The 24,868-nt window shown below is 64.8% G+C and carries 20 protein-coding genes, 4 tRNA genes and 2 pseudogenes; 20 read left to right on the top strand and 6 right to left on the bottom strand.

Annotated elements, in window-relative coordinates; all coding sequences use genetic code 11:
• The 6 genes and pseudogenes from LJE61_RS07240 to LJE61_RS07215 form a co-directional block, all read left to right on the top strand.
• Positions 1-409: pseudogene (locus LJE61_RS07240) on the top strand (haloacid dehalogenase-like hydrolase); the annotation flags it as partial.
• Between the two features lie 58 nt (positions 410-467).
• Positions 468-1,247: a neuromedin U gene (locus LJE61_RS07235; protein WP_296917894.1), complete on the top strand. Its 780-nt coding sequence runs from the start codon at positions 468-470 to the stop codon at positions 1,245-1,247.
• A 772-nt stretch (positions 1,248-2,019) separates the two neighbouring features.
• Entirely contained in the window at positions 2,020-2,262 is a 243-nt protein-coding gene (locus tag LJE61_RS07230; protein ID WP_296917892.1) for a helix-turn-helix transcriptional regulator, read from the top strand.
• Positions 2,263-2,566: 304 nt separating this feature from the next.
• On the top strand, positions 2,567-4,366 hold the full coding sequence (locus tag LJE61_RS07225; protein ID WP_296917890.1) for a DUF927 domain-containing protein: 1,800 nt from the start codon (positions 2,567-2,569) through the stop codon (positions 4,364-4,366).
• A gap of 239 nt (positions 4,367-4,605) precedes the next feature.
• Positions 4,606-4,854 (top strand): UPF0175 family protein, encoded by a 249-nt coding sequence (locus LJE61_RS07220; protein WP_296917888.1) that lies wholly within the window; start codon positions 4,606-4,608, stop codon positions 4,852-4,854.
• Positions 4,854-5,351: a PIN domain-containing protein gene (locus tag LJE61_RS07215; RefSeq protein WP_296917886.1), complete on the top strand. Its 498-nt coding sequence runs from the start codon at positions 4,854-4,856 to the stop codon at positions 5,349-5,351. The genes LJE61_RS07220 and LJE61_RS07215 overlap by 1 nt, the downstream gene beginning before the upstream one ends.
• A 52-nt stretch (positions 5,352-5,403) precedes the next feature.
• On the opposite strand, the gene LJE61_RS07210 is transcribed toward LJE61_RS07215, so the two are convergent.
• Positions 5,404-6,633 carry a site-specific integrase gene (locus LJE61_RS07210; RefSeq protein ID WP_296917884.1) on the bottom strand — a complete coding sequence of 410 codons (1,230 nt, stop codon included), beginning with the start codon at positions 6,631-6,633 and terminating at the stop codon, positions 5,404-5,406.
• A 565-nt stretch (positions 6,634-7,198) separates the two neighbouring features.
• On the opposite strand from LJE61_RS07210, the gene LJE61_RS07205 reads away from it, so the two are divergent.
• The gene (locus tag LJE61_RS07205) at positions 7,199-8,119 is read left to right on the top strand and encodes a cation diffusion facilitator family transporter (protein ID WP_296917882.1); all 921 of its coding nucleotides are present in this window, start codon (positions 7,199-7,201) and stop codon (positions 8,117-8,119) included.
• Between the two features lie 130 nt (positions 8,120-8,249).
• Here LJE61_RS07205 and zupT read toward each other — a convergent pair whose 3' ends face one another.
• The gene (zupT, locus tag LJE61_RS07200; protein WP_296909368.1) at positions 8,250-9,056 is read right to left on the bottom strand and encodes a zinc transporter ZupT; all 807 of its coding nucleotides are present in this window, start codon (positions 9,054-9,056) and stop codon (positions 8,250-8,252) included.
• A 406-nt stretch (positions 9,057-9,462) separates the two neighbouring features.
• Between zupT and LJE61_RS07195 the strand changes: the two genes are divergently transcribed.
• Positions 9,463-10,791, top strand: coding sequence for a DUF4010 domain-containing protein (locus LJE61_RS07195; protein ID WP_367114913.1), 1,329 nt, complete (start codon positions 9,463-9,465; stop codon positions 10,789-10,791).
• Between the two features lie 51 nt (positions 10,792-10,842).
• Here the strand turns inward: LJE61_RS07195 and folD are convergent, their stop codons facing one another.
• Complete coding sequence (gene folD, locus LJE61_RS07190) at positions 10,843-11,736, bottom strand: bifunctional methylenetetrahydrofolate dehydrogenase/methenyltetrahydrofolate cyclohydrolase FolD (protein WP_296909367.1); 894 nt, start codon at positions 11,734-11,736, stop codon at positions 10,843-10,845.
• 156 nt (positions 11,737-11,892) lie between these two features.
• Between folD and LJE61_RS07185 the strand changes: the two genes are divergently transcribed.
• The 8 genes from LJE61_RS07185 to LJE61_RS07150 all read left to right on the top strand — a co-directional run bounded on the left by LJE61_RS07185 (position 11,893) and on the right by LJE61_RS07150 (position 16,795).
• Positions 11,893-11,969: transfer RNA gene (locus LJE61_RS07185), tRNA-Pro, on the top strand.
• Positions 11,970-12,023: 54 nt separating this feature from the next.
• Positions 12,024-12,100, top strand: a tRNA-Arg gene (locus tag LJE61_RS07180).
• A gap of 68 nt (positions 12,101-12,168) precedes the next feature.
• Positions 12,169-12,244 (top strand) — tRNA-His (locus tag LJE61_RS07175).
• Positions 12,245-12,305: 61 nt separating this feature from the next.
• Positions 12,306-12,381 (top strand) — tRNA-Lys (locus LJE61_RS07170).
• A gap of 314 nt (positions 12,382-12,695) precedes the next feature.
• A complete protein-coding gene (locus LJE61_RS07165; protein WP_296917880.1) occupies positions 12,696-14,525 on the top strand; it encodes an ExeA family protein in 1,830 nt (609 codons plus the stop codon).
• Positions 14,522-15,442, top strand: coding sequence for a general secretion pathway protein GspB (locus LJE61_RS07160; RefSeq protein WP_296909365.1), 921 nt, complete (start codon positions 14,522-14,524; stop codon positions 15,440-15,442). Before LJE61_RS07165 ends, LJE61_RS07160 begins: the two co-directional genes overlap by 4 nt.
• Before the next feature lie 34 nt (positions 15,443-15,476).
• Positions 15,477-15,932, top strand: a complete 456-nt coding sequence (locus tag LJE61_RS07155) for a hypothetical protein (protein ID WP_296917878.1) — start codon at positions 15,477-15,479, stop codon at positions 15,930-15,932.
• Positions 15,933-16,018: 86 nt separating this feature from the next.
• Positions 16,019-16,795: a DUF2726 domain-containing protein gene (locus LJE61_RS07150; protein ID WP_296914027.1), complete on the top strand. Its 777-nt coding sequence runs from the start codon at positions 16,019-16,021 to the stop codon at positions 16,793-16,795.
• A gap of 46 nt (positions 16,796-16,841) precedes the next feature.
• On the opposite strand, the gene LJE61_RS07145 is transcribed toward LJE61_RS07150, so the two are convergent.
• Together LJE61_RS07145 and LJE61_RS07140 are read right to left on the bottom strand one after the other, a co-directional pair.
• On the bottom strand, positions 16,842-17,192 hold the full coding sequence (locus LJE61_RS07145) for a non-heme iron oxygenase ferredoxin subunit (protein ID WP_296914024.1): 351 nt from the start codon (positions 17,190-17,192) through the stop codon (positions 16,842-16,844).
• A gap of 161 nt (positions 17,193-17,353) precedes the next feature.
• Positions 17,354-18,475: an anthranilate phosphoribosyltransferase gene (locus LJE61_RS07140; RefSeq protein ID WP_296914022.1), complete on the bottom strand. Its 1,122-nt coding sequence runs from the start codon at positions 18,473-18,475 to the stop codon at positions 17,354-17,356.
• 282 nt (positions 18,476-18,757) lie between these two features.
• On the opposite strand from LJE61_RS07140, the gene LJE61_RS07135 reads away from it, so the two are divergent.
• The 4 genes and pseudogenes from LJE61_RS07135 to LJE61_RS07125 all read left to right on the top strand — a co-directional run bounded on the left by LJE61_RS07135 (position 18,758) and on the right by LJE61_RS07125 (position 22,208).
• Positions 18,758-19,318, top strand: a complete 561-nt coding sequence (locus LJE61_RS07135; RefSeq protein WP_296914019.1) for an LEA/WHy family protein — start codon at positions 18,758-18,760, stop codon at positions 19,316-19,318.
• Positions 19,319-19,331: 13 nt separating this feature from the next.
• Positions 19,332-19,508 (top strand): annotated as a pseudogene (locus LJE61_RS15325) (EAL domain-containing protein); the annotation flags it as partial.
• A 240-nt stretch (positions 19,509-19,748) separates the two neighbouring features.
• The gene (locus tag LJE61_RS07130) at positions 19,749-21,452 is read left to right on the top strand and encodes an FAD-dependent oxidoreductase (RefSeq protein WP_296914017.1); all 1,704 of its coding nucleotides are present in this window, start codon (positions 19,749-19,751) and stop codon (positions 21,450-21,452) included.
• Positions 21,453-21,746: 294 nt separating this feature from the next.
• Positions 21,747-22,208, top strand: coding sequence for a hydrogenase maturation protease (locus tag LJE61_RS07125; RefSeq protein WP_296914014.1), 462 nt, complete (start codon positions 21,747-21,749; stop codon positions 22,206-22,208).
• 81 nt (positions 22,209-22,289) lie between these two features.
• On the opposite strand, the gene LJE61_RS07120 is transcribed toward LJE61_RS07125, so the two are convergent.
• The gene (locus LJE61_RS07120; RefSeq protein ID WP_296917876.1) at positions 22,290-24,536 is read right to left on the bottom strand and encodes a patatin-like phospholipase family protein; all 2,247 of its coding nucleotides are present in this window, start codon (positions 24,534-24,536) and stop codon (positions 22,290-22,292) included.
• Positions 24,537-24,868: the final 332 nt, after the last annotated feature.

Raw genomic sequence — 24,868 nt, 5'->3', positions numbered from 1 at the left:
CGGGGAGACCAAATACGGCTATCGCAAGGACGGCACGCCGTTTCTCACCAAGGAGCCGAAACTGCTGCTGGACAACAACGATGCCGGCAAACCCGAGGGCATCCATCTGATGATCGGGCGTCGACCCCATGCGGCCTTCGGAAACTCGACCGGCGACCGTCAGATGCTGGAATACACCAAGGCCGGTGACGGCGCGCGATTGTCGATGATTTTGCTGCACGACGACGCCAAGCGCGAGTACGCCTACGGGCCGGCGCAGGGGCTCCCCGACACCCGGGTCGGCACCTTCCCCCAGGCGCTGTACGACGAGGCGCAGAAGCAGGGCTGGATCGTCATCAGCATGAAGAACGACTGGAATCGGATTTTTGCCTTCGATGAAAGGCACCCATTGCCTCTATCCGAAGGCTGAGTTCATGAAAAAATCATTCAATGCGGGGCGGTAGCGGGGATGGGTCAGGGTCTGGGCTTTGGCCATCACATGGCTGGTGTGCGCGCCGGCGATGGCCGAGATGAGCGCCGAGGAACTCGCCAAGCTCGCGCAGAACCCGGTCGGCAATCTCATCAGCGTCCCGTTTCAGAACAACACCAATCTGAACTACGGGCCGGAGCAAGGCACGCAGAACATCCTCAACATCCAGCCGGTGATCCCGATCTCGATCAACAAAGACTGGAACATCATCACGCGGACCATCCTGCCGGTGATCTGGATGCCGTCGCTCGGAGAGGGGATCGGCAGCACCACTGGCATCGGGGACACCGTTTTCACGGCCTTCCTGTCGCCGGCCAATCCCGGCAAATGGATCTGGGGGGCAGGACCTGTGGTCCAGGCCCCGACCAACAGCAGCGACGAGTTGGGCAACGGCAACTGGGGGCTCGGCCCCTCCTTTGTGCTGTTGCACATGGAGCATGGCAATCCCTGGGTCTATGGCGCTCTGGCCAATAACATCTGGTCGCTCACCAGTAACCAGCAGGGCGGCTACTACAACAACGGGCTGATTCAGCCGTTCCTCAACTACAACTTCAAAGGCGGCCTATACCTGACCTCGGCGCCGATCATCACCGCCGATTGGACCGCCGACAGTGACAACCGCTGGACCATTCCGGTCGGCGGCGGCGTGGGCAAGATCTTCCACGTCGGCAAACTGCCGGTGAACATGCAGCTCTCGGGTTACTACAATGCCATGACCCCCGATTTCGGCGCCGACTGGCAAATCCGCGCGCAGGTCCAGTTGATGTTTCCGCGGTAAGCAGTCGACGTGACAAGATCTCCATTCAAGCCTGGTCTGGTTCATCGGGGAGCACGGACGCAGCGACTCGGCAGTCGCGATGAAAGGGCTGATCACGTCTTACGTGAAGCCAGTGCGTAGAGCCGGGGTCATGACTTGGACCTCTCAACCCTGATTGGGGTCGGCCGGCGCGCCCGATGGTCGAGCAGGACGCCGACGGGTCGGCAGCGCGTAGGATGCGTTCACGAAGGGACCGCGGGTCGCGATTGATGTTGATCAGGTGCTGATCGGATGCCACGCGCCCGGGAGCCCACCGTCGGCTTCGTACCAGTTCGGTCGCCGAAGCGACATCCGTCAGTGACCGCGATGGCCGATTGCAGACACTGACTAGCATCGAGACGAAACCAGGCTAGGTTGATTCTGCAGCTTCTGCATATCCCCTCGCGTTGCCGCAGACCAGGATGAGAAACGCCAGCGCAGTTGCTCGATTCAGAGCGTTCCCCAGCCAACAACAACGAAGACAATTCCTGTCTGTCGAGACCAGCACGGACCACTGCGTTGCAAAACGTGCCGAAATCGATGATCTTTTACTATCGCGGGCGAAGTCGGCTTGAGTGGATGCTAGCAAGGTCTTCAGCGCCAGGCAGCCCGCCAAAGCATTTCGGAGCCTGAACCGCCGCTAGGCCAAGGCCGGTATTGAGCACCGGCGGCGCTTCCTGAGTACTGAAGACAGCACGCTAGGCGCGGGACCGATCCCCCCCAGCACTGATCTCCACAACCAGGATGCCGAACGATGCCCCACACCCTCTCTCTCCTACGTCGCCCCGAAGTTGAACGCCGCATTGGCCGGTCCCGCGCCAGTGTCTATGCCGATATCGCTGCCGGCGTGCTGCCACGCCCGGTCAAGATCGGCCAACGCGCCGTCGCTTGGCCCAGCCATGAGATCGACGCCGTCATCAGCGCCCTCACGGCCGGCGCGACACCCGAAGAGATGCACGCCCTCGTCAACCAACTGCACGCTGCGCGTGGTCAGTGACGGAGGTGGTCGCCATGACGAAGCCAACCAGCAACGCTCGGTCGTCGCTCTACACCCCTTGGTTAGGGATCGATCGCAGCCCCGATGTGGACCATGGCCACGCCTGGTCAGGTACCAACGGGGTGACATCATGATGGACTGCCAAGGCTCAGCTCGCACGGAGGTAACGCCGTCTGAACAAGCAGCATCGGTCGCAGACGACCAAAGGTCCGTGTTTTCCCGTGCTACCGGTGCTAACCGTGCTACCGCATGGAATGTGCTGAAGATTCCGAGTGCTACCTCGGGAGCACCTGAGAGACGGCTGGTGCTACCCAACCATGAGGGCAGCGCTCGCTCCGAGACCGATGAGCAGGCGCACCGCCTCATCGCCAGCGCACCGCCGAGCCTGGATGTCTGTCCCTGTTGGCGGGTCTACCTCAAGTCCTGGCACGACGGCAAACGCCTGCGCCGCGCCGGGGTCTGGTATCACGCCGTACGAGAGGGCAAGGACGGCCAGCGCCGCCGATCGGATGACTGGATCTGCAGTCCGCTGACCGTTGAGGCCATCTCAGTCGATGCGCGTGGTGAGGCCTTCGGACGCTTGTTGCGCTTCCCGGATGTCCTTGGGCGGAGTCGTGAGTGGATCATGCCGATGCCGCTCTTGCGTGGCGAAGGCCTGGAACTGCGCGGCGCTTTATTGGCCAGGGGCCTGTTATTCGAGCCCAGGCAGCGGCAGCGTCTGGTGCAGTACCTGATGCACCAGGTGCCCAAGCGCCAGATCCTGCAGGTGCCGACCCTGGGTTGGCACGAGGGGCGCTTCGTCTTGCCGGACACTGTGATTGGTGGCGGCGAGATCCGCTTCGAGTCCGAGGCCACGCAACCGCTCGACTACGCCCAATCCGGGACCCTAGCGCAGTGGCGCGAGCAGGTCGCCGCCGCGGCGGTCGGGAACCTGGTGCTGGTGTTAGCGATCTCGGCCGCGTTTGCTGGACCGCTATTGGCTCTGATGCAGGCCGATCACGCCGGCCTGCATCTCTATGGCGACAGCAGCGGCGGCAAGAGCACCGCCCTCCGCGCCGCCGTCTCGGTCTGGGGCAGTCCGGCCATGCTACGCAGTTGGCAGGCCACCGCGAACGGCATGGAGGCCGCGGCGGCCGAATCGAACGATACCCTACTTGCGCTCGATGAGCTGGGCCAGGCCGACGGACGTGATGTGGGCGCGGTGATCTATCAGTTGGCCAATGGTCGCGGTAAAGGACGCGCCAACGTCCAGGGCGGCACCCGACGACGCGCGCACTGGCGCACCGTGATCCTCTCCAGTGGCGAGCGCACCGTCAACGCCCACATGCAGGCCGATGGCGGACGCTATCAGGCGGGTCAGGCGGTGCGTCTGATCAATCTGCCGGCGGGGGAGCGCGCCTATGGGGCCTTTGATCAGATCCACGGTGCCGCAGACGGCGCTGCCTTTGCCGATGCCCTGAGTGCCGCGACTCAGCGCCTGCATGGCACGGCCGGACGCGCCTTTTTGCACGGGCTGGTCGGTCAGCAGCCGGATCAGACCCTGTCCAAGGCCGTGCTGCATCTGATGGAGGGCATGTCGGTCACCCATGGACAGGCTGCGCGGGTTGCCAAGCAGCTAGCCCTGATCGGCACCGCCGGTGAGTGGGCGACGGCGGCAGGCATCACCGGCTGGCCGGCGGGCATCGCGGCTGACGCGGTGCTGGATGCCTACCAGCTGTGGCAGAGCGAGCAGGGCAGCAGACAGGCCGAGGATCGGCAGATCCTAGAGTCGGTGCGCAGCTTCATCGAGCGCCATGGTGAGAGCCGCTTCGCACCGCGCCATGCGACCTCAGCGCACCCGATCCGCGAGCGAGCCGGTTATACCGAGGAGGACCCAGCGACTGGGCAGGTGACCTATCTCTTTCTCGCCAGCGGCCTGCGCGAGGCCCTGAGCGGGCAGGATCTGAAGCGCGGCTTGATCCCCCTGGCCAGGGCCGGCCGGCTGGTCAAGGGCAGCGGTGATAAGCATCGGCTGCAGCGCAAGATTCAGGGTAAGAATACGAATGTCTACGCGGTGAGTCTGCCGGATGACGAACTCGATGACGCTGACGCACGCCAAGCGTGATTGAACGCATGATCATGGAGGCGGCTTATGCGGCGGCAAGACGGCAGAATGTCTAGACTGGGAGCGCATGTCTATTGGCTCTTGGCCGCTTGCTTGAAGGTTGTGCACGGAACCCCAAGCAAGGCCGATGAAGGCTAGGATGCGTCACTGGACAGCGTTGTCGTTCGACCTGCGCTTCAGCCGACCGTTGTCAACAGGATCAACCTGAAGCCTTTAACCCTGCCGTCAAGGAAACTGCAATGCCAAACACGCTGACGATAGAACTTCCCGTCGCCGGGCTACCCTCGGCTGCCGAGCTTCCGGCTAATTTTGCCGACGAAGCGCGTTTTTTGCTTGCCGTTAAGCTCTTTGAGCAAGGCCGCATCTCATCGGGAAAAGCCGGCCGACTGTGCAACATGGGTCGTGTTGAGTTTTTGCTGGCCGCGAGCCGATCAGGCGTGCCGGTCGTCGATTTAGAGGGTGATGACCTGGTCGACGAGTTCGCCTGATGCTTGCCGAACGTGCTGTGATCAATGCTGGTCCGCTGGTCGCGTTGTCGCTCGCAGGGCGATTAGACCTGTTGCCGGCCTTGTTTAGCGAATTCTGGATTCCGCAACGGGTCTTTGATGAAGTCACCGTCGCCGGGGTGGGGCGGCCAGGTGCGGAAACCCTGGCTGGCGACCGCTGGGCCGCCCATGTTCGGCCATCGCCCGAGTCCGACCCCTTGTTGGTGGCCGAACTCGATCCCGGCGAGGCGGCCGTGATAACACTGGCTCGCAGCCTGGCACCCTGTCTGACAATCATCGACGAAAAACGTGGGCGCAAGATCGCGCACAGGATCTATGGGCTACCGGTCAAAGGAACCGCCGGGCTCTTGGTCGAAGCCCATCGGCGCGGCTTGCTCGCTGATGAGTTGCGGAACACGTTGCTTGACCTGAAAGGTGCCGGCTATTTTCTCTCCGATACGGTGATTGATGCCGCCTGCGCCGCCGCCAATAGCCATTGATGCAGCATGGTCTCCTAGGTCATTGACCCTCTTTTGTTGAGCCATCAGCTGCTTACAGCTGCAGGTGAGGGTCGACCAGGTTATCTGCCGCGCTTTTGCCGCACCATTGCGCCCACTCAGCCATCATCTTTAGCCGCTTTGTGAATAGATCGCCACGCGCATAGGCGGCCTCCGCCTTGTTTTCGATGACGTGGGCAAGCGCCATCTCGCAGACTTCTCTTGGGAATGACGACACCTCGCCCGCCCAATCTCGAAACGATGACCGGAACCCATGCGGTACATAGTTGCCACGGCCGCCGCCGACGCCATAGCCGAGTCCGCGCATGACCTGCAGCATCGCCATGTTGCTGAGCGGACGACCCTGCCGAGCGCCGGTGAAGATGTACGGGTTGCCCGAGAGACGCGGGACGCGCTCTAGGACTGCCAGCGCTGCCGGACTGAGTGGTACCCTGTGCGGACGCTTCGCCTTCATCCGCGGCGCCGGTATCAGCCATTCAGCGGCTTCTAGGTCGACCTCTGACCATGTGGCCTGCAGAACCTCACTGGTGCGGGTGGCTGTCAGGATGGTGAACTGCAGCGCCAGTGCTGAGACGGAGCTGAGCTGTTGCAGCTCGATCATGAAGCCAGGCACGGCTGAGTAGGGCATTGCTGGATGGTGCCGGGTGGTGCCGCCGTTCGCTTGCCGCTTAATCTTGACGGGAGAGGATAGGAGCTTGTTCAGGTGCCCGCGCCAGCGTGCCGGGTTGCTGGTATCGGTCCATTTCATCGCACTGGCGTAGTCGAGAATATTCTCGATGCGACCTTGGACCCGCTTTGCTGTCTCGGGCTTGGTGGTCCAGATCGGCTTAAGGATGGCGAGCACATCCTCGGTGGTGAGGCTGTCGACTGGCGTCGAGCCGATGACCGGACGGGCATAGGTCTTGAGGGTGGCTGTCCACTGCCGAGCATGTTTCCGATTCGACCACTCGTGCCGCTTCGCACGGATGAACCGCGCCGCGACCTCTGTGAAGGTCGGTGTTGCGGTCTGGACCTTTGCCCGAGCTGAGATTGGATCGATGCCCGCCGCAGCTTGTGAGCGTGCCTGTGCGGCTTTGTCGCGCGCCAGCTTGAGGCTGACCGCGGGATAGCTGCCGAGTCCCATCTCGCGCCGCCGCCCCTGTAGTTGATACCGGAGAACCCATTTCCTGCTGCCGGTCTTGGTGACGACCATCCGTAGGCCTTGGCCATCCTCATACTTGCCAGGTGCAGCCGCTTTGACTGCGGTGTTGGTGAGCTTGCCCATCTAAGCCTCTATGCCTTGTGGCGGTCCCCCACTTGGTCCCCCACTTGATGTCGGCTTAGTGTAGATTCTAACGGACGCTAACGGAACATTTATCGGGTAAAAACAATATGAATAAGGACTGCCTTAGCCCCTGCTAGAACCCCTGTGAGCGGACTCCCTCTCCGCCATTTGACAGACCCGAACGATCTCGCGACAGACCGAACCTCTCGATCTGCGCTGCCGACGTCCGCCTCCGCAAGCGCCGGGCCCTCGTTGATCCCGTCCCTGACCCATGGCCACTGCGCCGCTCTTATCACGGATCTCCCAAGCCAGCTCGGCCTTCTCGTCGGCCAGGACCTCCTACGTTCGGCGCCCCTCGGCGGTGCGGCGGGCCATTTTCTGCTTGTCCCAGGGGAGCAGGACGTAGCGGATCTCGTCCGCCTTGCGCGATGGTGGTCGGCGTCGGCGTGACCGCTGCTGTGGTCATGGTGGTTGGCCGGTTGGTTTTCCCGGGACTCATAGCGCAGCGCCTCAGGACTCAGGAACAGGCTGGAAGCGCGTGTGCTGCGGGCTACAATGACGCTTCATGCAAGACCAGGCCCACTGCCATGACTATCATCGGGTCGACTCCCGCCGCATCCTGACGCTGGCGGTCGGGCTGACGCTGGGCTACGCGATCGTCGAGGCAGTGGGTGGCTGGCTGTCAGGCTCCCTGGCCCTGCTCAGCGACGCCGGCCATATGCTGACCGACAGCACCGCCCTGGGCCTCGCGGCGATAGCCGCCTGGATGGCGCGGCACCCTCCCTCGCACAGGCATTCTTACGGACTCGGGCGTCTGGAGACTCTCGCCGCCCTGTTCAATGTCCTGCTCATGGTGATCCTGGTGATCGCCATCAGCGCAGCGGCGCTCGAGCGGCTGCGCGCGCCACCGCCGGTCAGGGGCGGCGTCGTCACCTGGGTCGCGTTTCTCGGACTCTTGGTCAACATCGCCGCGGCCTGGTTGCTCATGGGCGGGCGTGACAACCTCAATGTGCGGGCAGCGCTTCTTCATGTGTTCGGTGACCTCCTGGGATCGATTGCAGCCCTCGTCTCCGGAGTGGTGATTCTTTACACGGGATGGAGACCAATCGATCCCCTCCTGTCGCTCGTCATCGTCGTGCTGATCCTCGTCTCCACCCTGCGTCTGTTGCGCGAGGTGCTGCACACCCTGCTCGAAGGCGTACCCAAGCATCTGAATCTGCAGGAGGTAGGTCGCGCCATGGCCGGAGTCGAGGGCGTACTCTCGGTGCACGATCTGCACATCTGGTCGCTCACCGGCGAGACAACGGTCCTGTCGGCCCACGTGGTCCTGCAGCGCATCGACGGCTGGAGGGCGGTCCTCGGCCAGCTGCAAGAGCTGCTCGCCGAGCGCTTCGGCATCGCCCACGTCACCCTGCAGCCGGAGCCCGTGGAGATCATTGTGCGGATCGGCAGCAAGGGGGAGGAGGACCGACGTGGACGGATCTAGCCAAGATTAAGGCGCATAGCGGGTCGGTGTCACGGGACGCTCGGCGAATATGGACCGCTCCCGCCCAGCGCAGTCCATCAGCCTCAAATCCGACTGGCTCCACTGGAGTGGCCCCTTCGGCGGGTGGATCTCACAGCAGCAGCAGGCTGAGCGCCATCACGGCCATGCCACCGATGAGGGCGTAGACCGTGGGGTGATGCTCGCCGTAGGCCTCCGCGGAGGGGAGTAGGACGTCAAAAGAGATGAAAATCATGATCCCGGCCACTGCTGCGAGGGAGAGACCCAGGATGGTCTCGGACCAGAACCCGGCCAGCAGGGCGAATCCCAACGCCGCCCCGAGGGGCTCGGCGAGGCCGGAAAGAGCCGACAGCAGGAAGGCAAGGCGCCGATTGCCCGTTGCATAGTAGACGGGCACCGACACGGCGATGCCCTCGGGAATATTGTGGATGGCTACGGCGATTGCCACCGGGAGTCCCAGACGGAGGTCCTCAACCGAGGACATGAAGGTGGCGAGTCCCTCTGGGAAGTTGTGTACTGTAATGGCGACGGCCGTGACCAGCCCGGCGCGCATCAGCTCCTGCGATCTTGGGGCGTCGGCGGCGACGTTTTCGTCCTCCAGCATTCGCATCTCGTGGGGGTTGTAGCCCAAAGGAACCAGTCGATCGATCGCGGCCACCAGAAGTATGCCGACGAACAAGGCCGCGACCGCTGCCGTTCGTCCGCCTTGCTCCATTGTCGCCTGCAACGCGGCCGTCCCCGCCGGCAGCAGCTCTGCAAACGAGACATAGATCATGACTCCCGCCGAAAAGCCCAGCGACATCGCCAGGAAGCGCACGTTGGTGCGGCGGGCGAAGAAAGCGATTGCGCTGCCCACCGCCGTGGCGAGGCCTGCCAGCAGGGTCAATGCGAACGCCAGTCCGATCGATTCGATGTTCAATGGTGGGTGCCTGCTTGGGATCGGTCGGCGGACAAAGGCCGGCGCGCGCGGTGCCCCTCGCCAGCTTCTGCCCCCGGCCTGCGAGCCGGTGATCCGGGCCAGGCCCCGATCGTTTGCCCGGCCCCTCTGCTCAGCCCGGCACCGCTCACCCTGACCAAGCCCAAGCGGAAAGGCAACTTAGACCCGTCACAACCGGGTCTTGCGGCAAGCGAGCCAGCATCAGAAGGCCGTGGACGGAAGGATCGCCTTGCCCATCCTGGTGACGGCCCTGATCTCCGGACGGGCCGATCGGATTCCGCGAGGCGACCGACAACACCCAGCCGGTCGGCGATGGGCAGGGGCGGGTCGCGCTCTTGCAGCCTGGTCCCGAAGGGTTCCTCACGGAGCGCGTTGCAGGACAGTTCCCATGTCCGGGTTGTTCCTATTCTCCATCACCCATTTTCCCACAGACAGGCGGGGCATGACCGACTTGATGAGCGGGGAATTCGTCACCTTTTACCGTTTGGGCGTCGGTCTCGCGATTGGGCTTCTGCTCGGTGTCGAACGCGGCTGGAAGGAGCGCGAGGCCAAAGAGGGCGAGCGTATCGCGGGCGTTCGGACCTACGGCCTGATCGGCCTTTTGGGCGGGGCTGCGGGTCTCCTCTCGATCCATGTCGGGCCATTGGCGACCGGCTTGGTGTTTATCGGTTTGGCCGGCGTTCTGGTCACTGCGCACGTTTGGAGCCTCGGCCGGGCGGAGGACATCGGGATCACCAGCCTCGTCGCGCAGCTGCTGACCTTCGGTCTCGGCGCGTTGGCGGCCGTAGGCGAGGTCGCCGTTGCGGCAGCCTCCGCCGTCGTTGCCACTTGGCTGCTGAGCTCCAAGTCGACGCTCCACCGCTGGCTGCGGGCTTTGGAGGGAAGAGAGCTGCGCGCCGGCATTCAGTTGCTGCTGATGTCGGTCGTCCTATTGCCCATCCTCCCGAATCAGGGTTATGGGCCTTGGCAGGTCCTGAATCCCTACGCGATCTGGTGGATGGTGGTGCTGATCGCGGCGATCTCGTTCATCGGCTATTTCTCCATCAAGATCGGAGGTGCTGGGCGTGGCGCCGCCTTTACCGGTGTGTTCGGCGGACTGGCATCCTCGACCGCCCTCACGCTGCACTTCTCACGGGCGTCCCGCCGCCAGCCGAGGGCGACGCCGATGCTTGCGATCGGAATCCTGCTGGCTTGCGGCACCATGTTTCCACGTATGCTGGTGGTGGCCAGCGCACTCAATCCGGACCTGCTCCGGCCCTTGCTCGTCCCGGCGCTGGTCATGGCGCTGCTCGTCTATGTGCCCGCAGGTTTCTATTGGCGCCTGCGCGGCGACGAGCAGACGGACATGGGCTCGACCCTGAGGAACCCCTTGGAGCTCAAGTCGGCCCTGACCTTCGGTGCCCTGCTCGGACTGGTGATGCTGCTTGGAAAGGCGCTTGAGACCTGGTTCGGCGATGCCGGGGTATTGGGCCTGGCAGCCGCCTCGGGTCTTGCCGATGTGGACGCAATTACGCTGTCGTTGGCGCGCATGACGGAGGGCGGTCTGGCGCTGCCGGTGGCGGCGATGGGCGTGGTGATCGCCGCGGCGGTCAACAGTCTGGCCAAGGGTGTGATGGCGACCGCCGTCGGTGGGCGGGAGATCGGAATCCGTGTCGGGCTGCCGCTCTTGGCCAGCGCGGCGGGCGGATTGGCGGTCGCTTGGCTTTGGCTATGGTGAGCGGTGCACGATCGGGTCCCGCCCAGGTAGGGGAGGGTCCCTCTCACCCCTCTACATGCGTCTCTGCTCGTGGCCGACCGGCGCCGAGGCGAGCTTGGCGTGAAGCTCCGCGGCCTGGAGCGTGTTCTCGAGCAGGCTTGCAATCGTCATGGGGCCCACACCACCCGGCACCGGTGTGATCCAGGACGCGCGCTCGGCGCAGGTGGCGAAATCCAGGTCGCCCACCAATCTGCCATCATCCATCCGGTTGATCCCCACATCGATCAGGATCGCGCCTTCCTTGACCCAGCTGCCCGGGACGAAGTGGGGCCGCCCAAGCGCGGCGACCAGGAGATCGGCGCCGCGTGCCTTCTCGGCGAGCCCTTTGGTCCTGCTGTGACAGACGGTGATGGTGCAGCGGGCAGCGAGCAGCTCCAGGGCCATCGGGCGTCCCACGATGTTGGACTGCCCGATGACCAATGCATCCAGCCCCTCGAGATCTCGGCCGGTATGGGCCAGCAGGGTCATCACGCCCTTGGGCGTGCATGGCCTCAGGAGGGGACGGCGCAGGACCAGGCGGCCGACGTTGTCCGGATGGAAACCGTCGACGTCCTTGGTTGGCAGGATGCGCTCGGTCACGGTGGCCTCGTCGATCTGATCCGGCAGCGGGAGCTGAACCAGGATGCCGTCGATCAGCGGGTCTGCATTGAGACGGTCGATCAGCTCCAAGAGTGCCGCCTGGCTGGTCGGACCCGGGAGCTCATGCAGCTCCGAGTAGAAACCGACCTCGGCGCAGGCCTTGCGCTTGTTGCGCACGTAGACCTGGGAGGCGTGGTTATCCCCGACGAGGACGACCGCCAGGCCAGGCGGTCGACCGCCTGCGGCGAGGATGCGGTCGACCCGTTTGTGGACCTCCCCCCGGGTCTCCGCTGCAATGGTCTTACCGTCTAGAATCTGTGCGCTCATTGTGATCCCATGGTGTGACCGGCTCCGGCGGCATCATAGCGATGCCCGTGACGGATTGAAACGCGGCGCGGATCTCGGAGGTGCGGCCTTGAATTGACGCGGTGTCGGATGAGGCGTATAGTCTCGCGTCTTCGATTTCGGGGCGGATTCCGAAACCGGGGTATAGCGCAGCCTGGTAGCGCGCCTGCTTTGGGAGCAGGATGTCGGGGGTTCGAATCCCTCTACCCCGACCAACTGCCCGGCCAGGCGGCTCGCGCCCAGCACCGGCCTCGATGCGCCCGTAATCAGCGCTCGTAGCTCAGTTGGATAGAGCAACGGCCTTCTAAGCCGTGGGTCGCAGGTTCGAGTCCTGCCGGGCGCGCCAAACAGGACAAATCGGCACGGGTGGATGCACCACACGCGCGATGAGCATGGATGGTCTGTTTCTCTATGGTGGACGTAGCTCAGTCGGTAGAGCGCAGGATTGTGGATCCTGTGGTCGTGGGTTCGATCCCCATCGTCCACCCCATCGAATCAGGTCGGGCATCGAGGGCGGCTCGGTTGCCCTTCAATCGCCTGACCGCGTCTCAGGGCCGTTAGCTCAGCTGGTAGAGCAGTGGACTCTTAATCCATCGGTCGTAGGTTCGAATCCTACACGGCCCACCAAATCGGATCGGGGCTGGGCGGAAGCCGAGCCCCTGTTGTCATTGTCCGCGCCGTTTGATACCGCTTGACGGCCACCCATCCCCTGACTAACCTCGATCCATCGGCGAAAACCCTGAAAAATGCAGTGGTTGAGGCGCTAGTTGCCTGGTCCGGTTGGACTCGGGGGTCGCTTTCTGAGAGCTGCCCGGCAGTGAGGGCCCTGTTTGAGCTCGGCCTCGGCCACAGCTCGTATCCCCAGCATTGTGCTTCGGCGGACTCGTTCCTTCGGGACGGGGACCCATGAAGACCTCGCCATCACCTCACTGAGAACCAGCGTGTACCCCAAGTATTTCGGGCTCAAAGAGCCCAGCTTCTCAATCGCGCCGGATCCGCACTACCTTTTCCTCAGCGAGCAGCACAAAGAGGCCCTTGCCCATCTGCTCTACGGCGCAGGGGAGAATGGGGGTTTCGTCTTGCTCACGGGGGAGGTGGGCACTGGCAAGACGACCGTTTGCCGGGCCTTCCTCGAGCAGCTCCCGGAAGGCGTCGAGGTTGCGCTGATCCTCAATCCGGCCCTCACGGCCAACGAGCTCCTGCTCAACATCTGCGACGAGTTCCGGATTCAGGTCCCGGAGGGCGAGCGTTCAGTGAAGGCGCTGGTCGACCGATTGAACGCCTACCTCCTGGAGGCCCACGGCCGCGGGCGCCGGCCGGTGCTGATCATCGACGAGGCTCAGAATCTGCGGCCCAAGGTGTTGGAGCAGGTCCGACTGCTGACCAACCTCGAAACCAGCAAGCATAAGCTCCTTCAGATCTTTCTGATCGGCCAGCCCGAGCTGCGGCGGATGCTCGAGCGCGACTGGCTGCGGCAGATCAACCAGCGCATCACGGCACGCTTTCATCTGCTGCCCTTCACGCCTAAGGAGACCGGGGAATACATCCGTCACCGAGTCGCGGTCGCCGGCGTCGATCGCCCCTTGTTCACGGCAGCGGCGATTCGCCGGATCTATCAAAGCTCGGGCGGTGTGCCGCGTCTGGTGAATATCCTCTGTGATCGCGCCTTGCTCGGTGCCTGTGTCACCCGCAGCCCCCAGGTGACGCCAGCCATCGTCAAGAAGGCGGCCAGGGAGGTGCATGGCGAGACCGTCGACGTACGGCCGCGACCCGCGGTCCGACCTGGTTTCGCCGTCGCCGCGGCTTCTATGCTCCTGCTGATCGCGGGCTGGCTCGGCTATGCCTCCGTGTCCGACGACGCCGCAAGGCTGCTCGTCGAGCTGCTGCCTGGTCATCGAGCGGCGCTGCCGGTGGACACCGTGAGCGAAGCGACGCCCAGTGCCCCGGCGGCAGACGAGGAGCCGGCACCGGCTGTCGCCGCCGTACCGGACGACCCCGTCAAGGCCTCGAGCGATGCGGACACGCACGTCGCACCGACGGAGCCTCCGCAGGATCCGGCAGTCGTCGAGCCCGCTCCGCCGCCGCGGATCGCGCTGGCGCGTTTCGAGCCGGATGCCACCGCTGAGACCCTTGCGCGCTTGTCTATGGACGAGTCGGATGCGTTGCGGCTTCTGTTGCGGCGTTGGGGTGTCGAGACGGAGAACCTGCCGCCCGAGGATCCGTGCGCAGGGGTTGCAGCGCTGGGCCTGCGTTGTGAGCGCGAGGCGGGTAAGCTCAGCAATGTCCGGTTCTTCGACCGTCCGGCCTTGCTCAGGGTCGCCGGACCGGGAGTCGAACCCCGTTTCCTGGTCCTGGGCGCGTTGGACGAGTCGTTCGGGACGCTCGATCTGCCGGGCGGCAGCGAGTTGATTCCGGTCGCCGGGCTGGAGTCGATCTGGACAGGCGACTATATCCTGGTGTGGCAGCCACCGCCGATCGGCTCGCCGATGATCGGCCCCGGGTCCTCGGGTGAGTCGGTTCTCTGGCTGCGCAGACTCATGGCGGAGATTCCCGCGTCGGGGCTTCCCGCGAGCGAGTCGAGTTATTACGATCGCGGCCTGACTCGCGCGGTGCGGGCGTTCCAAGTGTCCCGTGGCCTGGACCCGGACGGGATTGCCGGACCGCGCACCTTGATCCAGCTGCATAATGCCGTCGATCTGCCCGGGGTCCCCAGGCTGATGCCGCCAACTGACGCTTCCGAGACGCCGGGCACGGAGCCAGCTGACCGATGAGCTATATCCTGGAGGCGCTGAAGAGATCGCAACAGGCGCGTGAGCTTGGACGGGTGCCGACGCTGGACACCACCGGGATTCTCAGTGACGAGAAGGAGCCGGTTCCGCGCGGCCACTGGGGATTGCTCTCTGTCGGATTGGCGTCCGTGGCGGTGGTGATCGCACTCTATGCCGTCCTGCGTGCACCGCCGCCTCCGATTGTTTCGCAAGGTGGCGCCGCCGAGGCGATGCCGTCGGGGAGGGCTGAGGAGACCGCGGCAACGCCGTCCCCGACGGATCGGCGCGAGACTCCGCTCGACGAGGGGACCTCGATCGCGGCAGCGGGGTCTGCGGCGGGCGCGCCCCTCGTCGAGCCCCCGCCGAGGCGTTCGCCAGCCGCCGAGACGCCGGCAACGCGCCCGCTCTCCGCCGGTTACGATGCGGACGACGAAGGGGAGGTCATTGGGGAGGACGAGCTGGCGTACGAGTCCGAGCTGGATCCCTGGCTTGAGCAGGAGCTTCAACGCCAATTGGACGCGGAGCAGGTGATGGACGCGGAGCCATCCCAGCCGCCGACGCCCGCGCGCAGACCAGAACGTGCGCCCGTCCCGGTCGACCTGGTCGAAGACATCGAGGCATTCAAGCAACAGGTTCGCCGCGAGCAAGGGATTCCGCCCCCCCCGTCAAAACGCCAGCCCGCCGACATCCGCGGCGATCCCACCAAGCTGCGTCTCACGCCGGTGCAGCAGGCGCAGCTTCCCGCCTACTTCATGACCGTGCACGTCTATGACGCGGACGCCTCCAAGCGCTTCGTGCTCATCAATGCGCTTCGATACGGCGAGGGAGAGGAGACGCGCGAGGGGATTCGGGTCGAGCGGATCGTCCCCGAGGGCGCGGTGCTGAGCTATCTGGGTAATCCCTTTTTCGTCCGGCGCTAAATCGACCGCTTCGGACTCCGGAGGTCCTCGTATTATGGATCGCTTCACTCGAACAGCATTGATTGGCTCGGGCGTTCTGCTCGTCTTGCTGGCCCTGTCCTTGGTCCCGTGGGGCCACTGGCGGCTCAGCCCCCGGATCTGGCAGCTGAACGATGTCCTCAAGCAGGATCCGGTGCTCGCCGACTACCCTTACGACTTTCGGGCGGTCGAGTTCCTGAGGGGCATCGCCACGCTGACACGCCCCTATGATGCGGAGGTCCCGGCGGCCATTTTCTTGACAACGACCGATCCGGCCCTTTCCGGCAAGCCGGCAGACGATCCCGCTCTCCTCGCCGCGGAGGAGCGTCTCCGCGAGCACGAGATGCGGGCCATCTCACTCATGCTCGCTGAGCCGGATGTCTCCTCCGTGGTTTGGTCCCTCGACCGGGCCTGGTTCGGTCGACGCGGGATCCCTCTCCCGAGCTCGCATGCCAACTTCCGGCCGATGTGAGATCGCCGGTTCCGAGCTGATGTCTGGCCAGGACGGCCAGTCGATCAGTCTTTTTTTGGCCGATGTGCCGATGTTGAGGATGCTTGATGCAGCACTTCTATTTCTTGCTCGGTGCGGGTGCGATCCTGATGATCGCGTTCGGTATGAGCCTGTTTCGCCTGGTCCGGAGCTGGAACCGTTTGCCCTACCGGGTCGATCCCTATCTGCTCTCGCCCCCGCAGCGCGGCTTCCAGGGGGCCCTGCAGCGGGCGGTCGGACGGGACTATCGGGTCTACGCCAAGGTGCAGGCCGCGCATGTAATCGCGGTCGAGGGTCGCCTCGGCCGTCGGGAGCGCGAGCGCGCATACGAGCGTCTGGGCGGGCATCGGTTCGACTTTCTCGTCTGTAGCCGAGAAACGAGCGCGATCGCCTGTGCCGTGAATGTTGCCCCGCGGTCGCGTCTGGGACGGCGCCCGCGAAAGGATGTCCTGGATCGCATCTGCGTGGCGGCCAAGCTGCCTTTCGTGCGCTTCCGCGAGAGCGATGTCTATTCGGTGATGGACATCGAAGAGCAAGTGTTTGCCGCCATGCATGCGCTCCGGTTCGGGCGCAAGGGTGAAGAGCCTTCGACGGACGATACGCACGCGGCACTGCGGCACCTGTCCGAGGTCATCGGCGAAGACGACCGCCACGGAGGCCCGCGCCCCGGACGGCCGGCGGCCATGCCGAGACCGCGACCGCCTCAGTCCCCGATCCCGATCAAACCGCCCACCCGAGCGGAGCCGAGGCTACTGGTCGATGAGGATGTGGATACGGGCCCGGAGTTCCAGATCCAGGTCGAGCACGACGAGGACCGACCGATGACCAGGATCGGGCGGATCTAGGAGCCTGTCTGACTTGAGCGATCCCCCTGAGTCCGACAGACTCTACCTAGACCGGTGTCGGCGGGTGCGATGAGCCTGTCGGGGTGGTCGGGTCGAGCCAGATCTGACCCTTGGCGACCACGATCCGATAGGTGTGAATCGGCTCTGTGGCGGGCTCCTCCATGGGCTCTCCGGTCGCGAGACTGAAGCGGCTTCCGTGCAGGGGACACTTGATGCGATCGCCGTCGAGACACCCGTAAGAGAGTGGATAATCCTCGTGGCTGCAGTTGTCCTCGACCGCGTAGAAGCGACCGCCGACATTGGCGATGATGTAGGGCACTGCAGCGACGGCGACCTTCAGGAACCTGCCCGGCGCGATCGCATCGGCGCGTGCAACGGGGATGAACGGTTTGTCCATGACGGCCTCGTTAGGGAAGCGCTGAAGGATTGAGCGCTTCCTGTCCGGGGCAGGAAGCCGCGCCATCTTCAAGCGCGCAAGCGGTTGAGAATGAAGGAATCGGGAAACCGCGTCTGTCCGGTTCCGCCCGATGTTTTGCCAGGATGGCCAATACATCAGCCTTAGCGAATCCGTTTGGCCGCCGAGCCCGAGTCGAGCACGTCGCGGACGCGGTCCGCGGCGACCGACAAGGAGTCCTCGCGGCCCAGATGCCAAAGGATCAGCGCCCCTGCGAATACCAAGCTGTCGTAGGTCGGACCCTGCCGACCCTCTAAGGCGGCCATGCCGGCCTGCGCCGCGGCCTGGGCGGTGGCGGGGACATCGACCGCCACGGCGATCTCATCGCCGGGCCGGGTGGTCTGGGGCAGGTCCTCTGGGAGCGGAACCGCGCGCACGGACTGGGCGATCCCCAGCTCGGCCGGATCCACCTCGAATGACTGCTCCTCTGACATCTGCTGATAGTTGAAGCAGGTGCCTGTTTGTCGCAGCGAGGGGATGACCCCGCCTTCGATGCCGCGCACCAGGAGCGCAGAGTTGAATCCGGCGTGGCGTGCCAGCACGGCATAGATGCGGGGATAGGGTTTGTGGACGTATCCGGTGACCAGATGGGTATGCTGACGCCCATGGATGGGTCTGGCCATGACCTCGACCGTGGTGATGGCCTGACGCTTGACCATGGTGGAACGCAGATCGACCAGGTTGTGCAAGGGGGCGCAAAAGGAACGTTGATCCACATAGCTCCAGCCGAGCTGCGGATCGGCCAGTCGTTCCGCTGCTTCGACCGGCGTCAAATCAACGGGCGCACCGGCGGCATCCAGGACATGTCGGTGGGTCACTCCGAATTTGGGGCCGACGGCGTGCGCCCCGTGACTGATCGCCGGGACGCCGCATTCGGCCAGCAACGGCATCAGGAAGGGAGATGCCGGCAGGCAGCGGTTGTAGCCGTCATAGGGATCGGCAATGTCGACCACATCGTCCACCGCCGCCACCACGTGGCCGGTCGCCTCGCGGATGGCGTCCAGGATCCCCTTGAGCTCATCGTCGGTTTCGCGTTTCATGCGCAAGGCGATCATGAAGATGCCGGCCTGAACGGGATCGACCGCGCTGTCCAGGATGGCGCGCATGCCTGCGCGCGCCTCCTCCATGGAGATGTCCTTGGACAACTCCGGACCGGTCGCGATGCGCTGGATGATCGAGCGCATCTGGGTCTTTGCGTCGCTCGATGCGCTAGCCTGACTGCACATGGCTGTCCTCCGGGACGATGGGTTGGACCGGCAGAGCCCGCGCTCCAACCGCGTCGTCTGTCCTGGTATATCACTCTAATGGCTGGGACCGGGGATCTCAACGCTCGGGACCAAGACCCGACCCGGCGCAGTCCGGTGTCGCCCGTGGTGGCACTGTCACCCCGGGGCGCAGTCTCGTCGCGTGTGGGTGCCTTCTCCCCCTCGGGGCGTGTGGGCGCCACCGCGACGGATGTCCGATCCTCTTGCAGGAGACACGAGCCTGCCAATCCGGAGTCGAGAGACATGCTTCAAACCGTCCGTCTGCTGGGGTTCGTGCTTGTCGTTTGCACCCTGCATGGCCTGGCGGGATGCGCCGGCATGGCCGCCTCCTGGAAGGCGCCGGAGGTCGAGCTGGTCGGCTTGCAGCCCAAGCGCATCGGTGTCGATCGCCAGTCCTTCCTCCTCCATCTCCGCGTCAAGAACCCCAACGACCGTGCCCTGCCGGTCAGGGGCCTGAGCTATCGGGTGCTGGTCCAAGGACATGCGCTCGCCGAGGGTTCCAGTGAGCTGGCGCGATTGATCCCGCCGGGTGGGACGGAAGAGGTCGACGTCGCGGTCCGGAGCAACCTGCTGGACCTGTTGCCCGAGCTGCCGCATCTGCTTCTGAACAAGGACCCGCTCGACTGGACGGTGAGCGGGACCGCCTTCGCCGAGGTCAACGGCTTAAGCATCCCTTTACCCTATCGCTACAGCGGGCAGATCGAGCTTAGCGCCTGGACCGGGAGCCTGCTGCAGCACCTGCGCGTCGGAGATTCGGTGGCAGCGAGCACCCGAGCATCGGGCCGCGAATCGAGCCGTCGATGAGCCACGCGAGTCCGTGGCGCAGGGCGACCTTCGTCTGGTCTATCAGCCTCAGGTCGATCGCAACGGTGACTGGTTCGGCTGCGAGGCCCTGCTGCGCTGGGTGCGTCGCAATGGCGCCGTTCTCACGACGGCACGGTTCCTGCCGCATGCAAAAGCCACGCACCTGACGTTGGCCATTGGCGACTGGGTCGTCGAGACCGCCTCGGATTGTCCATCCGAACGGCATGAGAGACACTCCGGATTGACTCAGGTCACAGACGCATTCGCCCGGGTTGCGGATGCTCAATTACCCCCATTCCGAGGAGGGACAGACTGGACCGGCAAGGTCGTCGCGGCGGGGCCGGTGCTGGCGCCTGGGAAGCCCATGACGTGGGAGTCGCACCGGCGGTCGTATCCGCTTGGTTTTGTTGTCCATAGGAGGGAGGTTTCCATGTCCTCACAGCCCCTGCGCATCGTCGTCATCGGCGGCTCCGCGGCCGGTCCCAAGGCCGCCGCCAAGGCGCGTCGAATGGATGAGCTCGCCGAGATCACGCTCATTCAACGCGAGCCGGATCTCTCGATGGCATCATGCGGTTTCCCGTACTACGTCGGGGGCACCTTCGACGACCGCAACCTGCTCGTTTGTACCCCGGCCGGTATCGTCCGCGACCCGGGCTTCTACGGCAAGGCGAAGCGCATCAATGCGCTGGTTCAGACCGAGGCGTTTCACATCGACCGTGTCGCAAAGACAGTCACCTACGAGCATCTCCCGAGCGGCGAGCGCCATACGCTCCCCTATGATCGTCTGGTGATCGCGACCGGTGCGACGCCGGTGTGTCCCTCCGCTCCGGGTTTCGAGCTGGAGGGCGTGACGACCCTGCATTCTATGGCTGACGCCGATGCATTGCGCGCGGTCCGCGATCAGAAGAAGACCGCCAAGGCCGTCGTCGTGGGCGGAGGTCTGATCGGCTTCGAGGTCTGCGAGGCGCTGCGTCTGGCCGGGATCGACACGACGGTCATCGAGAAGACCCAGCAGATTCTCCCGTTCCTCGACCCCGACCTGGCGAAGCTGGTGGAAAAGCATATCCGGGCCCACGGGCCCGACATCATCGTCGGCAATGGCGTGGCTGAGTTCCTCGGGCGCGATGGCCGACTCGCTGGTGTGAAGCTCGACAACGGCACCGAGCTGCCCTGCGAGGTGGCAGTCGTCGCCGTCGGGGTCAGACCCAATGTTGCGCTGGCTCAGGCGGCTCGGATCGAGATCGGCGAGGCGGGCGGCATCCGGGTCAACGAATATATGCAAACCTCGGACCCGGACATCTATGCCGTTGGTGACTGCGTGGAATGCACCTCGTTGATCAGTGGCCACAAGTTCCGCGCGCCCTATGGCGATCTTGCCAACCTGCAGGGGCGTGTGGCCGGGCAGAACCTGGTGCGGGAAGGCAGTGCGCGCTTCCCCGGCATTACCCACACCGGGATCTGCAAGATCTTCGACTACACCGTCGGCTTCACCGGGCTCTCCGAGCAGCAGGCCCGGGAGGCCGGCTTCGACGACATCGAGACGGCGACCATCGCCGGTCTCGACATCCCGGTCTTCATGGGCGGAAAGCTGCTGATCAGCAAGCTGGTGGCGGACCGCAAGAGCGGCCGCATTCTCGGATTCCAGTGCATCGGCCCCGGCGACGTCAGCAAGCGGGTCGCGGTCGTCGCGACCGCGATCCGCGGCAGCCTGACGGTCGGGGACATGGTCAACGCGGATCTGCCCTATGCCCCGCCCTATTCATTGGCGGTCGACCATGTGATCGTCTCGGCCCACGTGATGGAGAACAAGCTCGCCGGCCGGATGCAGGGGCTGTCGGTCAGCGAGGTCAGGCGCCGGGTCGACAGCCGGGCGGAGTGCTTCATCCTCGATACCCGCAGCCCGGCCGAGTTCGAGGAGATGCGGCTCGGAATCGGTGAGACCTTGATCCCCTTGGGTGCCCTGCGCGACCGGTTGAACGAGCTGCCACCCGAGAAGGACAAAGAGATCATCCTTTATTGCAAGATCTCGCTGCGGGGGTACGAGGCCGCGGCGATCCTGAGCGCCCATGGTTGGCGCAACGTCAAGGTCATGGAGGGCGGCATCATGGCCTGGCCGTATCCGCGGGAGAAGTAGCCCGCCCCGCTGCAGGATGGCATGGCCTTTGGCCGGTCAGGGGTGCGATTCGATACGATCCGGTCCATGGGCCCCGCCGAAGATCGTTTGGTGCGCCCTTGCGCGCAGGGGGCGCTGCACCGATCCGCGCGTGCACCGGTGCGAAGATCGATCGTTCGTGCGGCCTCGCGGCTCGTGGAAGATGAAGGCTTGCACGGGTGAACTGGATTCCGCGCTGCGTGATGCAGTCCACAGAGTCAGCGCGGCTCGGGCCGCGGTACGCGCACGCCTGACTGGCCTGGCATCCGGGATGTGATGGAAATTTCGAGCGAGAAACCGATCCTGGTCCTGGCTTGCGGCAATCCCTCGCGGGGCGACGACGCGCTTGGTCCGCTGCTGATCGATCGTCTTGTGGGGGAGGGGGGGCTGCGGGGTATCGAGACCTTGGCCGACTTCCAGCTTCAGATCGAGCATGTGCTCGACCTCGAATGGCGTTCTCGGGTCATCTTCGTCGATGCCGTGGCCGCGGGGCCGGAGCCCTTCGCCTTCGTGCCGGCACGCCCTCGGGCCGATGCGTCGCTCAGCACCCATTCGATCCGCCCGAGCGCACTGCTGGGCCTGTTTCGGCGAGTCGCGGGGAAGGAGCCTCCATCCGCATGGGTGCTCGCCATTCGGGGGTACGGGTTCGAGCTTGGGGCGCCGCTGAGCGACCGCGCCGCGGCGAACCTCGACCGGGCGTTGGTCTTTCTGACCCGCCTCCTGCGGCCGGCGCCCTGAGCGATCTGCTGCTTGCGCCTCCCGAGGCGCGCACGCACCTGATCGGCTGCATCCGCACGGCGTCACGCCCCGGCGCGCCGGTCAGTCCGTTATCCGCGTGTTCCAGGGTCGGCCGAGGAAGAGATAAACGGCGTCATAGCCGCCGTCGGCCAGGCCGTATCCAAGATACAGGGGCCCGATGAATGTGTCGGCGCCGACAAAGAGACTGCTGCCGACCCGCAGGCTGTCGAACCCGATGTCGGAGCGTTCGTCCCAGACATTGCCGATCTCCACCGAGGCGCCCGCAAAGGTACTGACGAGGCCTGAGCCGAGCTGATGGAGATAGACGGCGCGTGCCAGTCCCAGATTCGGACCTGCAAGCTCGAGCTGGTTGAAACCGGAGAGGTTGAGGAATCCGCCAAGGCGATAGAACGACTGCACCGGCTCCTGATTCCCGAAGTTCCCCGCCAGTCGCAAGCCGGTGATGAGGCTGTTTCGTCCCCAGCTTTGGCTGTTGAGGATGCTGAAGCCCGCCTGGTCATAGTCGTCGGAGGCCCCGATCTCCTGGCGTGACGTCAATGCGAATGCGGTGCCTGCCCAACCGTGGCGCGGGAAGCTGGGGTTGTCGAGGGTGTCCAGGTAGAAGGTAAGTCCGAGCTCGGCATCGTCGAACCCGAAGCCCTCCAGGGCCGGGTCACCGAACCGAAGATCGGCCTCGCCGCCGTAACGGGCATACTTGAGTCCCAGGCGCGCCCAGCTGCCGAGGTTACGGCCGAATTCGAGTGATCCGCCGGCCCTTGACAGCAGGTACTTGGCATTGGGCCGATCCGCCTGGTCCGGATCGAAGAGGGTCAGACTCTCGGTCACATAACCGGCCGTCCCCTCAAGGTACCACCGCTCCAGGGGATCCAGCGGCTGATAGAAGTCGGTGAGGATGCTGGGTTCCTCCCCGACACGTAGGAAGGTGCGCCATTCGGCGTTCAGCGGGTTCACGGGTGCCATCGTGTAGGCAAGCCCGATGTTGAACCGCGAGTCGCCCGAGGAAGCGGAGGACAGCTCAATCCCGGCTTGCAGGGAGCTGGTGCCCCACGACTTCTCGTTGGCGGTGACGACCAGCTCCGTCTCGCCGCTCGGGACGTCCTCCAAGCGGTACTGCACGGACTCGAAGTTGTCCTGATCGAAGACCAGCTCGATTTGATCCTCGAGTGCACCCGGATCGAGTGGCTCGCCGATCTGGACATCCAGCCGCCGCGCGATGACCTCATCGGCCAAACGTGAGCGATTCTCTATGCGCACACGGTCGATGATGGGCATCCGGTCACCCTCGAGGCGTTGACGCGCCTGATAGTCCGCGTAGCGGGCGCTCGGTGCGGCGAGTGAGGCGAGCGCGAGCCGCCGCTCCTCCGCGCCGCGCACGCCGATCGCAATGGCCTCCAGCATCTTGTTGAAGTCAGAGGCGACGACCTCGCGCTGCAGGGGCGGGGTGATGAGGACATCGCGCCCGCGTAGCTTGGCGATCTCTTCCTGGGTGTTGCGCCAGGTCACCAGACCCATGACCTGGTCGAGCATCTGGAGCACGTTGCTGATCTCTTGGCGGTCGCGGCGCGGTCCGCCGACGTCGACGGCGATGATGATGTCCGCGCCCATGTCGCGGACCACGCTGACGGGGAGATTCATCGCCAGGCCGCCATCGATGAGGAGGCGATCCTCCATCTCGACCGGCGCGAAGGCGGCGGGGACGGCCATGCTCGCTCGGATCGCCGTCGCAAGATCCCCCTTTCCCAAGATCACCGCCTCCCCTGTGACCGCGTCGGTGGCGACCGCGCGAAACGGGATCCGCAGGTCGTCGAAGTCCTGAATCGACCGCGCGGGCAGTGTGTAGCGTCGCAAGGCGAGATCGAGCCTCTGTCCCTGAATCAACGCCGGGACGAGGTTGATCTCGCGTTCTCGCTCGTTTACCCCGGGCCGCGCGTCCATCAGAAAGTCCCGGTCATCGAGCTTGCGGCGCACCCGCCGCGCCTCACGCGGCGGCCGATCATTGAAGATCGCATCCCAATCGATCTCCTCGATGGTCGCCTCGATCTCGCTGGGTGACATGCCCATGGCGTAGAGGCCGCCGACGATGGCACCCATCGAGGTGCCGGCGACATAGTCCACGGGGATCCCCATCTGCTCGATCACACGGAGAACGCCCACGTGCGCCGCCCCGCGCGCGCCGCCGCCGGAGAGCGCGAGCCCGACGGAGGGGCGTTCCGCTGCTTCCGGCGAGACGGCTGGGAACAGGAGGCAGAAGCACGGAAACAGCAGGAGCGCAGGCCTGAATCGATGATTGATGGAGCGCGCGGGCACGATGTCACTCCGAGGTCCGAAACACATAAGGTAACATGCCGATTTGCAGACGACTCGGGTTGCGGGCGGTTACCGATCCGGCTCGCCGCCAGCCTCTCTGCCGAGATCGCCGAAAGGGAGACCTGATGCACCCAGAGCCAGTCAAGGCCCTTTGGCCGTGACGACTGGTGCCCGGCGGAGGGGTCCTCCTGGCGTGTCTGGAGGCATGCGGCCGAGTGTTTGCCCAGCCCAAGGATCGAGGCGGCAATGCACGATCCGCTCCGCCGTTGTACACTGCACGAGATCATCGTCCCGGGCCCGGCATCCCAGCTGGGCTCCCTCAAGGACCTCGG

The sequence above is a fragment of the Thiocapsa sp. genome, assembly GCF_022340925.1.
GTDB lineage: Bacteria > Pseudomonadota > Gammaproteobacteria > Chromatiales > Chromatiaceae > Thiocapsa.
Note: the sequence above shows the minus strand (reverse complement) of the source record. Positions and strands in the feature narration are given on the sequence as shown.

What these genes read in the sequence shown, in the direction of transcription:
- LJE61_RS07195 (WP_367114913.1), top strand. Translation starts at nt 9,463, where the DNA reads ATGTCCGGGTTGTTCCTATTCTCCATCACCCATTTTCCCACAGACAGG.
- LJE61_RS07130 (WP_296914017.1), top strand. Translation starts at nt 19,749, where the DNA reads ATGTCCTCACAGCCCCTGCGCATCGTCGTCATCGGCGGCTCCGCGGCC.
- LJE61_RS07135 (WP_296914019.1), top strand. Translation starts at nt 18,758, where the DNA reads ATGCTTCAAACCGTCCGTCTGCTGGGGTTCGTGCTTGTCGTTTGCACC.
- LJE61_RS07210 (WP_296917884.1), bottom strand. Translation starts at nt 6,633, where the DNA reads ATGGGCAAGCTCACCAACACCGCAGTCAAAGCGGCTGCACCTGGCAAG.
- LJE61_RS07220 (WP_296917888.1), top strand. Translation starts at nt 4,606, where the DNA reads ATGCCAAACACGCTGACGATAGAACTTCCCGTCGCCGGGCTACCCTCG.
- LJE61_RS07125 (WP_296914014.1), top strand. Translation starts at nt 21,747, where the DNA reads ATGGAAATTTCGAGCGAGAAACCGATCCTGGTCCTGGCTTGCGGCAAT.
- LJE61_RS07160 (WP_296909365.1), top strand. Translation starts at nt 14,522, where the DNA reads ATGAGCTATATCCTGGAGGCGCTGAAGAGATCGCAACAGGCGCGTGAG.
- LJE61_RS07140 (WP_296914022.1), bottom strand. Translation starts at nt 18,475, where the DNA reads ATGTGCAGTCAGGCTAGCGCATCGAGCGACGCAAAGACCCAGATGCGC.
- folD (WP_296909367.1), bottom strand. Translation starts at nt 11,736, where the DNA reads ATGAGCGCACAGATTCTAGACGGTAAGACCATTGCAGCGGAGACCCGG.
- LJE61_RS07205 (WP_296917882.1), top strand. Translation starts at nt 7,199, where the DNA reads ATGCAAGACCAGGCCCACTGCCATGACTATCATCGGGTCGACTCCCGC.
- LJE61_RS07230 (WP_296917892.1), top strand. Translation starts at nt 2,020, where the DNA reads ATGCCCCACACCCTCTCTCTCCTACGTCGCCCCGAAGTTGAACGCCGC.
- LJE61_RS07155 (WP_296917878.1), top strand. Translation starts at nt 15,477, where the DNA reads ATGGATCGCTTCACTCGAACAGCATTGATTGGCTCGGGCGTTCTGCTC.
- LJE61_RS07215 (WP_296917886.1), top strand. Translation starts at nt 4,854, where the DNA reads ATGCTTGCCGAACGTGCTGTGATCAATGCTGGTCCGCTGGTCGCGTTG.
- LJE61_RS07150 (WP_296914027.1), top strand. Translation starts at nt 16,019, where the DNA reads ATGCAGCACTTCTATTTCTTGCTCGGTGCGGGTGCGATCCTGATGATC.
- LJE61_RS07145 (WP_296914024.1), bottom strand. Translation starts at nt 17,192, where the DNA reads ATGGACAAACCGTTCATCCCCGTTGCACGCGCCGATGCGATCGCGCCG.